This is a genomic window from Empedobacter sp. UBA7611, assembly GCF_002484365.1.
GTDB classification, from domain to species: Bacteria; Bacteroidota; Bacteroidia; order Flavobacteriales; family Weeksellaceae; genus Empedobacter; species Empedobacter falsenii_B.
Genome location: NZ_DLJR01000032.1, coordinates 1 through 10,215, shown reverse-complemented (window position 1 = coordinate 10,215; position 10,215 = coordinate 1). Strand labels below are relative to the sequence as shown.

Sequence of the window (10,215 nt, the reverse complement as noted above, 5' to 3'; positions counted from 1 at the left end):
AAATCTTTGTTTCTATTTGATATTTAGATGATTTCATTTTGTTTTTGGTTAATTTTATGTCACAAATTTAGTGAAAATTTGTGACAAAATTTAATTTTAAAAATGTAATTATAGTAATTCTATATCTTGTAATTTTCTACCAAACTCATCATCTGCTGTTAGTTTGAAAAGATCATCTTGTAAACCTAGGAGTGTACGTTAATTCTTTTTTGAATGACTACATTATTTAATTGTAGCACAGTAGAATGTATTAGATTTAAGAATTCATCTTTCACGTTTTTTTGGCCTATTTCTTTAAAAATGCACTGTCTTTTAAAGTGTATAAGTTTACAAATATAGCTTGGGTTAGCTTTTTCAAATCCATCTAACCTCCCCATTATTTAGTTATGTTTTCAAATTAAGATTTATTAAGTGCAATATATTGCACTATTTATATACTTTAGACTAAAAACGATCAACATTCTCTAGAAAGTGCAATTCAATGCACTTTTCTTGTTTTATATCTAATTTCTTTCTAAATTTACATTAAAAGTGCATTATATGACACTATTATTAATCGAACAGATAAAAGAACGTCGTAAAGTTTTAGCGATATCACAAGAAACATTAGCGGAGATTTCAGGTGTAGGTTTACGAACGTTAAAACAATTTGAAAGTGGTAAAGGTAATCCAACTTTAGAAACGCTTCAAAAGTTGTGTGATGCCTTAGGATTAGAAATTAAATTAGAGGTTAAAACAATTGAATCATGAGAATTGCACAAATTTTATATAAAGGAGAAAGGGCAGGAGTTCTAACGCAATTGGATAATGGTCGCTTTCATTTTATCTATAATGAAGATTGGTTAAATGATGATTCTAAGCCTTCTATAAGTTTAACGTTGCCTAAAAATCAAAAAGAGTTTGATTCTGAAACTTTGTTTCCTTTTTTCTATCATTTATTACCAGAAGGGGTAAATAAACGAATGATTTGTAAAACATATAAGATTGACGAAGATGATGCTTTTGGTATTTTACTACAAGCTTCTAAAGTAGATACAGTAGGTGCAGTAACAATAGAAAGAGTTTAGCATGAAGTTAGAAATAAAAAATTGTCCCGGTTCTTTAAAAGAAAATTTTAATACATATAGTCCAAGTGTATTAAAGAAGTTGTTTAATGGAAAAAAAGTGAATCCAATTTTAAATTATACTTCGCTAACTGATCGTAAGGATAAAAGTAGTTTTAACCAAAATCAAACACATATTTCTATTTCGGGATTTCAAGAGAAATATTCTTTAATTCTTGATGGAAATGAACTAAGATTAACGAATGAAAACGAAAGTGGACATTATATTTTAAAACCAATTTCTGATTTACCCAAAAATAGTGAATTTGCACCAGCGAATGAGCATTTAACGATGCAAATCGCTAAACAAGTTTTTAAAATTGAAACGGCAGAAAATGCTTTAGTTTTTTTTAAAGATGGAAGTCCAGCATACCTTACGAAGCGTTTTGATTACAATGAAATTGGAGATAAGTTAGCTGTGGAAGATTTTGCTTCTTTATTAGGGAAATCTCCAGCAACTGATGGGGAACAATACAAGTATGAAGGAAATTATCTCGAATTATTTGAAGCCTTGAAAAAATATGTCCCTGCTTGGAAAGTAGAAACTCCAAAGTTATTCGCTTTGATTGTTTTCAATTATCTGTTTTCTAATGGAGATGCTCATTTAAAGAATTTTTCTTTAATAGAAACTCAACAAGGAGATTTTAAATTAAGTCCAGCATATGATTTACTGAATACCAAAATTCATATCGAGGATGCTGATTTTGCTTTAAAAGATGGATTATTACCGAAATCTATCTCAAAAGGTAAAATAATCGACCAATTATTTTTGTTAGGTGAAAATGCAGAAATGACAGAAAAATCTATTGCTAAAGTTCTTCAAAATCTATCTTCTAAGGAAGATCAAGTGGTAGATTTAATTGGTAAATCGTACTTATCAGAAAAGCTAAAACGAAATTATTTGCAAAGTTATCAGCTTCGATTGAAGAAACTGAAAATAATTGTAAAGTAAAAAAATGAACAAGGAGATTTCCTTAAAACATTTTTTATAATTTATCCTATAAGCAAAATGGAATAGGTTATTCCTTCTTTTCAACGTAATTTTAGAAGCGAAATAATAGAATCAAAAATGAAAAAAATATATATTACAACTTTAGATCACTTAGATCAAATTGATCAAGCATCTTTTAATCAACCAAAAATTATTTATAAACACAGTACAACTTGTGGGTTATGTGATATAATTTGGGATATTGTAAAAGAAAGCGATTTTGAACTGAATTATTTAGATTTATTAACGTATAGACCACTCTCTAATGAGATTGAACGACGATACAATGTTCAGCACGAATCACCGCAAATCCTAATTATAAAAGATGGAAAATGTGTGTACAATGCATCACATCGTAAAATAAAAAATGAAGAAATTCAGAAACAATTAGATTTATTCGATTAAAGAATCTTCGGTTTGATTTCCTAACAGGAAAACTAAATTACGTTCGTGTTCATCAATAAAATCTTCACCTGTATAAAAAGTTTCATCTACGACAAGATATATCTTTAACCCCTTATTTAACTTTGAGTCTTTAAACACTAATTGACTTACAAAATATGTACTCAAATTATGATCGAAATTTTTGGTGCGACTATCAAATCTAAATTGGGCATGATTTCGTGGTCCCGAATATTTAGTTTCAACTTCTACTTGATTTTCTTCTTTCAGAACATTGATATAATTTCTTAAAAACGAAAAAGCTTCTTCGCGAGCAACAATCGGATCATCATTATAAAATGAATTAATTGTTACTTCTTTTGTTTCTTGATCGAATAGTGTTTCGACTTCATAATGAACTTTTAATTTCATAATCTTCTATTTTAAAATGATGAAGCAAACATATGACTACACAACTATCAGATTATCATAGTCTAAAAAATAATTATAAAAATATCTAAAAGACATATTTTGGCGGGATGGTTTATGACCTTTGTAATATAAATTAAAAACAAGAAAATATGCCTATAATTACAATTGAATTGTCTGATGAACAATTAAAAAAAGTGAAAGAAACCCTGAGTTATAATGGTAATTTAGACTTGAAAGAAGAAACTTTTAATGGAAGTTCAATTGAGTTGGATTTACTTCCATTTATACACATGATGACAGTAAAAGGGTATAAAGAAGAATATATTGGTGCTGTGTTCGTGGAGATTCCGAAGGAGTAAATATAGAAACCCCAACATGAATAATTTTGTTGGGGTTTTATTATTATTTAGAATTGTTTAACCAATTTTCAAAAGCTTCTATCTGTAGCTTAAACCAATGATTAGTTATTTTATATTCATTACCATAATGGTCAATGAAAATATCTTTACTGTAGTATCTTCTGTGAAGATCTTCTGTAATTTTATTAATTTCTATTAATATAGCAAAATCTAAATTAAATAATTGTTTACATTTTTCAGGATCAGTAATAGTCAAAATTATTTCATCTTGATTATTCATTAATTTTATTTTTTCAAAAGCGGATAAAACAAAATCTTTATTTTTTAATAAAGTATCTAAAGGGTCTTCATTTTCTATTAATTCAGATATTTCTATAATTTCTTCTATTTCCTCAAAATCAATAATTGGATCTTCTTTAGAACTATCAATTCCATTATTTAAATCATAATTTTTATGATGTTTTGGACACATGAATTTGATAACATCATGAAAATTTTCGTGTTTTTTCTTGAATTCTTCCTCAAATAAATTCAAATCAATTTTATAAGTAATATTGGTAATTTTTTCACCAAATTCTTCTAATATTTCTTGAATTAATATTTTGCGTTCTCTACCTTTTAAATGTGCGGCATGTAAGCCAGTATATTGTTTACATATAGAACCATCATTATTCAATTCTCCACAAGATTTTCTAATACCATTTTTTTTGCGATGTGGTCTTGCTAATTGTGTTACAATATCTGATGTTCTCGGCCCTAAAAATATGTAAACTTCTTCTAATGTTCCTTGGATAAAAGCCATATAATAATTTTTATTGTGTTAATTTATTTTTTCTAAGCCCCCAACACTTCTCGCAACACTTGCTGTAACAACAATGTATTAGTTTTGATTAATTATTTTTAACCAAAAAACTAATACTATATTTTACTTAATTCATAAATATTGTTATCAAGCATCTCGAATTTTAATCGCTGATTAGCTTTAAGATTTAAAAGACGAATAATTTTTTCATCTACTTTTAATAAAGAGGAACGACCTTCTTTATGTGTATATTTTAAGTTAAATTTATTATCTCCAATTTGAATCTTCACTGTAGAATCATTAGCAGGGAAATAATCTTTAAAATCTACGGTAATTCGTAATGTCTTTTTCTTAATATCATTTTGTGTAATCGAATTTCTATTACTTGGTAGTATGAAATACTTTCCTGTTTTAGTTTTTGGAGCAACTTTATTTATTTCTTGTTTTGAATTATTTTCTTGACTAGGTTTAATAGCATCTATAAGCAATTGATAGTATTGTTCTTTATTAGTTATCGAAGCATTATGAAATGGCACTTCATAGACCAATGTTTCTCCAATTTTGCCAATATATCCATATCTGTTGTTTTGTACATCTAAAAGTTTATCAGAATTACGAATACATTCTCCAACTTTAGAGTGTATTAAACATAGTTTCTTGACATGATTACGTTCAAGTATTTTTAGTATTCTGTCCAAATGCTTTGTTTCAATTGAAACATTTTGGCTATTGGTTTCGACTAACTCGTTATTCAGATCAGTTACACCGTAGATCCATTGATTGTAATTGATTTTTGAAGAACCAAAAACAATCTCATCACCTATTAAAGGATCGTTGATTTGTTGAGTGATTAACCCTGATTTGAATAACACGTTCCAAAAACTTAAATTTCTACTGAACCAATGCGCATTAGCATTAGAAATTTCTGGCGCATTAAGTGCCAGAAACAAAATATCCATTTCTTTGTAAATGTATTCTTTTAGATTTACCATAATCAAAATTTTATTATATCTAAGCCCCCAAAGCTTCTCGTAACACCTGTTGCAACAACAACGCATTGGTTTGTTGGCTTTGTTTTACTTGTGTTTCTAAGGCATCGCAATAGCCCATTAACTCATCCAATTTAGCTACAATGCGTTCTTGGATTTCTAAAGGTGGAAGAGGAATAAAAATTGATTCACATTTTTCCTTATTAATATAACTAATTGTTGTTTTAATAGCTTTATCAATTAATAAATTGGAAAATTGTTTGATACTATATGCAAGATATTTAGGAGATAAATTAGAAAATGGTACAAAACAATGTAATTGCTGATTTGCAACTATTGGTTTATCTAATAAACATACTAAATCAAATCGTCCAACACAGCTCATAACTATACTGTCTTTAGGCATTACTCTACAGTTATATAAATTTGTTTCTTCAATTGACAAGCCTTTATCTGTTAATGAATAATCTAAATAAAAACTCTTTTCAGAAAAATTTGTTTGAGTAATCCAAGGAATATGTCCTGTAAATGATTTCGGTTTATCTCTGTTCGGAACAATTGAGTAAGATAGATCACCAACTCTACACCACGTCCAATTTTCAGGGATATCGAAAGGCATTTCTTCTTCGGTTATCGGTGCTAAAGGTTTTGGTTTCTTGATTTTCTTTTCTTTCACCAATTGTGCTTTTTCTGCTTGTATCTCGGCTAATAAATCAGCTCCGGTTTTGTCGTCGTTGGTTTCATTGCTGACTAATAATCCTTGCATCGCCTCACGCAAAAATGCCTGACGTAGATTTTTAATCAAGTCCAATTGATGGGTGATTTCGGTGGAAATATTATTAGAATTCTTTGTGCTATCTTTTATTAGTTTTCCAAATGCTTTTTGATCCTCTAAAGATTCTGGAATTAAAATTTCAACTTCCAACAATTCTTTTTCATGAATTGATTTCTGAGCCGCACCTTTAGTAGATAAACTGTTTAAAATATCTTTAAATAAAGAACTTTCGATATAAGATTTTATGAATTCTACGTCTACATCTTCAACTGAAAACATTGGCATATTTTCAGTTACAATACATTTATTAACTTCTAATGGAGCAAAACCAATAGAACCATCTTGTACACCTTGACGTACAAACATCAAAGTATGAGGATGTAAATCTAAATCTATTACAAATTGTCTTTTTCGACCAATTTCTTTCCCTAATTTTTCTCCTCTAAATGAAACTCCTGTATGTTTTGAAATGGTTACTTGTTTATATACAATATCATCTTGAACTCTATGTTCAATTCTATATTGTTTGAATATTGATTTCAATTTAACTTTTTTCCACTCCATTACCCAATCGCTTGTTTTAGTTGTTCTAATAAAGTATTGGTTTTGGCTAAAGAATCTGATAATTGCGTCATCAATTCTGCCGAAGAATGTTCAATTACTTCTTCTTGTTTGGTTGGGTTCTTAATGTCCAAATCAAAATTGCGGGCAATCAGTTCGTCTATGCTCACTTTCCAAGCTACTTCGCTTTCGGTACGGTTGTTCCACCAAGCCGTAATCGGTTCAAACTCGGCTTCTTTTATCGGTTTGGTTTTGCTGTAGGCTTTTTGTCCTTCTGGCAAACGGTGTTCGTAATACCACACTTCTTTCGTGGCATAATCGGCTTTTTCGTTGTTGTGTTCTACTTTCTCAAAAAACAACAAATTGGTCGCTACCGTGGCATACGGCTGAAACACCGAGTTAGGCAAACGCACAATGGTATGCAAACGACAATCTTTCAGTAACTTTTCGCGGATGCGTTGTTTTACGCCATCGCCCGTTAGCGAACCATCGGGCAATACAATCCCCGCACGTCCACCTACTTTTAGCAAGTGAATCATCAGAATCAAGAACAAATCGGCCGATTCTTTGGTACGGTAATTTTGTGGGAAGTTGTTTTCGTTGTTGTTCGAAACCACGCCACCAAAAGGCGGATTCGCCAAGATGACATCTACACGGTCTTTTTGTTTGTATTCCGTCAACGGCTGATCCAACGAATCGCGGTAGGTAATATTCGGCACTTCGATATCGTGCAAAATCAAATTAGTCGTTGCCAACAAATACGGCAACGGTTTGTATTCCCAACCAATGATATTGTCTTGCAAGGCTTGTCGATCTTCAACCGAATCCACTTGCTTGTAAATATGCTCAATAGCCGCCGTTAAATAACCACCTGTACCACAAGCCGGATCTAAAATACGTTCGCCCAATTGCGGATTCAGGGTTTTGGTAATAAACTGCGTAATGGCACGAGGCGTATAAAACTCGCCCGATTTACCTGCGTTTTGTAAATCTTTTAATAACGATTCGTAAATATCACCAAAAGCGTGTTTGTCTTTGGTACTGTTGAAGTCGATTTCGTTTAGTTTGTTCAATACCTGACGGATATGAACGCCTTTTTTCATGTAATTGTTATTTCCTTCGAAGACTTCTCGAACAATAACTGCACGTTTTACACCTGTACTGATGTCTAAATTGCGTAAAGCTGGAAACAGTTTTTGATCGATAAATTCCAATAATTCATCACCTGTAATGCCTTCGTCGTCACCTGCCCAATTTTCCCAACGAAATTCGGTAGGAATTGGTGAGGTATAATCGTCGTATAATAGTTCTAATTCTTCGTCTTTATCTGAAAAGATTTTTAGAAACAGCATCCATCCCAATTGTTCCAAACGTTGTGCATCACCGTTTAGCCCATTATCCTGTCGCATTATTTTTCTGATGCTATCTAAAATTCCTGATATGCTCATTGTTGTTATTTTTCTAAAATAAATTACATTTTTGGTTTTTGCATTTCCATCAAATTGATAGGTTCTGCTAATACTTTAATACCTTGAGAACTTTTACCTGTTCCAAAGATTTCTGTCCAATATCCCGAATTTTGTTTTGATCCAAATACTGTCGTAGAAAAAGTGTTATTTTTCCATAGAGGTAAGTCAGCTAAATTAATGATAAAATTACGGATATTGTTCCAAAGAGCATCTGTAAATTCATATTGAAAAACCTTCTTTTCATCAATAATCTGACCAGTAGAGATATAATAATTTTGTATGATTTTATGAATTAATTTTAAATATGAATAGACAATTTCTTCTTTTGCCATACGGTATGCTCTTACATGGTCAGCATTGATATCTTCACCCTTTTGAATTTTATCTTCAATTTTAAAAGTTCCAATATTGAAATCAAATTTGTCATCAAAAATTACTTCCGATAAAATATTCATCAATTTGGTAATTTGTTCTACTTCCAAAGTTCGAGGATTTTTACCTTCATCCATTTTAAACGAAATAGGTGTTTCTAACAAATCACCATAGATAAAGAAAGAATAAAATGTTTTATCTATCGTAGAGTAAGACAAGGGCTTCTCTTTAGCACGACCTCCCATATCTACATATTCCATCAATTTATTATCAGGATGTTTGGTTACCTTATCTCGAACCGCGTCTAATATGTAACGTTTAAGTTCTCTAGATTCACCTTTAAAGAAGTTCACCAGTTCCTTTTCGGAAAAATTCAAATTATCCTCTGGCAAATCCAAATCTTTTTGATAACGACTTACTCGATCATAATATAGCGTACTTCCTAAATGTCTTTGTACAGATTTATCAAAAGCTACTTGTTTTAAAGTTGTTCCAGCACGGAAATTTGTCTGTATGAGTTTTTCTATATCAGGATTAATAAAAATACGAACAGGAATATTTCTGACTCCCAACAAAATTTGAGCTGCCGCTTTATGTTGACCATCAAAAATTTTAACTTGACATGAATTAGTATCGCTTTTTTCTTCAATCCAACCTAAAGAAATATGCAATTGAGGGTTACCTTCATAAAATTCAGAAATTAATTTTGCAATATTACTACCAATAGGTCTAGGATTTATAATATTATCATGATGTAGATACTCTATTGGTAAATTAGTAAAGAAGTACTTTTGTTTACTTAGTTTATCTTCATAGACTGGTAATGATATAACATTTGTATCAGCTATATCAGCTAAAGAATATTTAATGTTATCGTTTTCTACTTTAAATTTTAATTCATGTAATCCTCCTTGATTTATTTTTAAAATATCATCTAAATTAGATGAACGATCTTCTTCAGTTTTAATTTTTTCCTGAATTTTTAAAAATGAATAAATTCTTCTTGCTAAATTTAAATCACTTGCTTGTTTTGACCGATTAGCAGAAGAAAATGTTAAAGCAAAGTTTGATTTATCATCTTTACCACCTAATTTGGTTGGTATTACATGGTCAACATCTAAAAGGTCGTAATGAAGATCTAAATCTATATCATCTTGAGTAATAAAACATTTACCACTTTGTATGTTGTAAAGTTCTTCTATTAAATTTCGTCTTTCTTCTTTTGATAATTTGTTTAAATATATTGATGCCATTATGCTATACTATAAATTTCGTTTTCTAATTCTTTAATTGCTTGTTGATATTGCGTTTTACCGCCAAATGATTTAACTATCTCAACAGGTGATCCAAAGCTTGAGATTGGATTAATTTTCAAAACATCCATCGATTCTAAATTTTCAATTCCTTCATCTGCATATTTGTCAATTAAGGCATCGATAACTTTGATAGCTTTGTCTCCATACTTTGTAAAATAATTACGTTTTTTTACATTATTTGCTCGCTCTTTACGAGTTAACGGAGGTTGTTCAAAAGCTACGTGACAAATAATATCAAATAAATCACATTCTTTATTTACTGCTTCCAATAATTCATGTACAGGAACACCTTGTTCTTCTAATTCTTTTATTATGGCATTTTTTCGATCAGCTTCATTCCATGTTTTCAAAAATTTATCCATCGTTTCAAACTGTTCGTTAATTAATTGCTTTGTATAATCTTTTAATCCAATTGTAATGGGTTTACCATTGTTATCAAAGTATAATTCACGTTGATTTAATACACTTACATCTACACCGTTGATATAAATTTTTTTAGGTTTTTCTTTTTTCTCTGTAAAAGGAGAATCATTGGTATTGTAAGGAGGTTTAGGATCATTAATTATATCAGTTGCCTCATCACTATTATCTTCATTTTCAAAATCATCATCGATAGGTTCATTATCTCCAATAACTTTTACTCTTGTTGGATCTCCATCAAAATT

Annotated in this window: 12 protein-coding genes; 5 read left to right on the top strand and 7 right to left on the bottom strand. The window is 30.2% G+C overall.

All coding sequences use genetic code 11. From position 1 onward, the window contains the following. Window positions 1-540: 540 nt before the first annotated feature. The 4 genes from B3R94_RS04555 to ytxJ all read left to right on the top strand — a co-directional run bounded on the left by B3R94_RS04555 (window position 541) and on the right by ytxJ (window position 2,499). The gene (locus B3R94_RS04555; protein WP_038330353.1) at window positions 541-750 is read left to right on the top strand and encodes a helix-turn-helix transcriptional regulator; all 210 of its coding nucleotides are present in this window, start codon (window positions 541-543) and stop codon (window positions 748-750) included. Further along, on the top strand, window positions 747-1,067 hold the full coding sequence (locus B3R94_RS04550) for a HipA N-terminal domain-containing protein (RefSeq protein ID WP_280036371.1): 321 nt from the start codon (window positions 747-749) through the stop codon (window positions 1,065-1,067). Before B3R94_RS04555 ends, B3R94_RS04550 begins: the two co-directional genes overlap by 4 nt. Before the next feature lies 1 nt (window position 1,068). Then, the gene (locus B3R94_RS04545; protein ID WP_291098964.1) at window positions 1,069-2,055 is read left to right on the top strand and encodes a type II toxin-antitoxin system HipA family toxin; all 987 of its coding nucleotides are present in this window, start codon (window positions 1,069-1,071) and stop codon (window positions 2,053-2,055) included. Window positions 2,056-2,172: 117 nt separating this feature from the next. After that, complete coding sequence (ytxJ, locus tag B3R94_RS04540) at window positions 2,173-2,499, top strand: bacillithiol system redox-active protein YtxJ (RefSeq protein WP_291098962.1); 327 nt, start codon at window positions 2,173-2,175, stop codon at window positions 2,497-2,499. Here the strand turns inward: ytxJ and B3R94_RS04535 are convergent. Then, complete coding sequence (locus tag B3R94_RS04535; RefSeq protein WP_280036375.1) at window positions 2,488-2,907, bottom strand: hypothetical protein; 420 nt, start codon at window positions 2,905-2,907, stop codon at window positions 2,488-2,490. The genes ytxJ and B3R94_RS04535 overlap by 12 nt on opposite strands. A gap of 149 nt (window positions 2,908-3,056) precedes the next feature. On the opposite strand from B3R94_RS04535, the gene B3R94_RS04530 reads away from it, so the two are divergent. Continuing rightward, window positions 3,057-3,266: a hypothetical protein gene (locus tag B3R94_RS04530; RefSeq protein ID WP_225541534.1), complete on the top strand. Its 210-nt coding sequence runs from the start codon at window positions 3,057-3,059 to the stop codon at window positions 3,264-3,266. Between the two features lie 43 nt (window positions 3,267-3,309). Here B3R94_RS04530 and B3R94_RS04525 read toward each other — a convergent pair whose 3' ends face one another. From B3R94_RS04525 to B3R94_RS04500, 6 genes are all read right to left on the bottom strand, one after another. After that, the gene (locus tag B3R94_RS04525) at window positions 3,310-4,068 is read right to left on the bottom strand and encodes a hypothetical protein (RefSeq protein WP_280038075.1); all 759 of its coding nucleotides are present in this window, start codon (window positions 4,066-4,068) and stop codon (window positions 3,310-3,312) included. Between the two features lie 116 nt (window positions 4,069-4,184). Next, on the bottom strand, window positions 4,185-5,060 hold the full coding sequence (locus B3R94_RS04520) for a hypothetical protein (protein ID WP_280038074.1): 876 nt from the start codon (window positions 5,058-5,060) through the stop codon (window positions 4,185-4,187). Window positions 5,061-5,079: 19 nt separating this feature from the next. After that, the gene (locus B3R94_RS04515) at window positions 5,080-6,396 is read right to left on the bottom strand and encodes a restriction endonuclease subunit S (RefSeq protein WP_291098956.1); all 1,317 of its coding nucleotides are present in this window, start codon (window positions 6,394-6,396) and stop codon (window positions 5,080-5,082) included. Then, the gene (locus B3R94_RS04510; protein WP_291098953.1) at window positions 6,396-7,841 is read right to left on the bottom strand and encodes an HsdM family class I SAM-dependent methyltransferase; all 1,446 of its coding nucleotides are present in this window, start codon (window positions 7,839-7,841) and stop codon (window positions 6,396-6,398) included. The genes B3R94_RS04515 and B3R94_RS04510 overlap by 1 nt, the downstream gene beginning before the upstream one ends. Window positions 7,842-7,864: 23 nt before the next feature. Then, window positions 7,865-9,487, bottom strand: coding sequence for an HNH endonuclease (locus tag B3R94_RS04505; protein WP_280038071.1), 1,623 nt, complete (start codon window positions 9,485-9,487; stop codon window positions 7,865-7,867). Further along, window positions 9,487-10,215, bottom strand: a 729-nt coding sequence (locus tag B3R94_RS04500; RefSeq protein ID WP_291098950.1) for a type I restriction-modification enzyme R subunit C-terminal domain-containing protein, incomplete at its 5' end; no start/stop codon positions are given. The genes B3R94_RS04505 and B3R94_RS04500, both read right to left, overlap by 1 nt.

Excerpts from the sequence above, each read along its gene's own strand:
- B3R94_RS04550 (WP_280036371.1), top strand. The coding sequence starts at position 747 with ATGAGAATTGCACAAATTTTATATAAAGGAGAAAGGGCAGGAGTTCTA.
- B3R94_RS04505 (WP_280038071.1), bottom strand. The coding sequence starts at position 9,487 with ATGGCATCAATATATTTAAACAAATTATCAAAAGAAGAAAGACGAAAT.
- B3R94_RS04535 (WP_280036375.1), bottom strand. The coding sequence starts at position 2,907 with ATGAAATTAAAAGTTCATTATGAAGTCGAAACACTATTCGATCAAGAA.
- B3R94_RS04520 (WP_280038074.1), bottom strand. The coding sequence starts at position 5,060 with ATGGTAAATCTAAAAGAATACATTTACAAAGAAATGGATATTTTGTTT.
- B3R94_RS04525 (WP_280038075.1), bottom strand. The coding sequence starts at position 4,068 with ATGGCTTTTATCCAAGGAACATTAGAAGAAGTTTACATATTTTTAGGG.
- B3R94_RS04515 (WP_291098956.1), bottom strand. The coding sequence starts at position 6,396 with ATGGAGTGGAAAAAAGTTAAATTGAAATCAATATTCAAACAATATAGA.
- B3R94_RS04510 (WP_291098953.1), bottom strand. The coding sequence starts at position 7,841 with ATGAGCATATCAGGAATTTTAGATAGCATCAGAAAAATAATGCGACAG.
- B3R94_RS04545 (WP_291098964.1), top strand. The coding sequence starts at position 1,069 with ATGAAGTTAGAAATAAAAAATTGTCCCGGTTCTTTAAAAGAAAATTTT.
- ytxJ (WP_291098962.1), top strand. The coding sequence starts at position 2,173 with ATGAAAAAAATATATATTACAACTTTAGATCACTTAGATCAAATTGAT.
- B3R94_RS04555 (WP_038330353.1), top strand. The coding sequence starts at position 541 with ATGACACTATTATTAATCGAACAGATAAAAGAACGTCGTAAAGTTTTA.
- B3R94_RS04530 (WP_225541534.1), top strand. The coding sequence starts at position 3,057 with ATGCCTATAATTACAATTGAATTGTCTGATGAACAATTAAAAAAAGTG.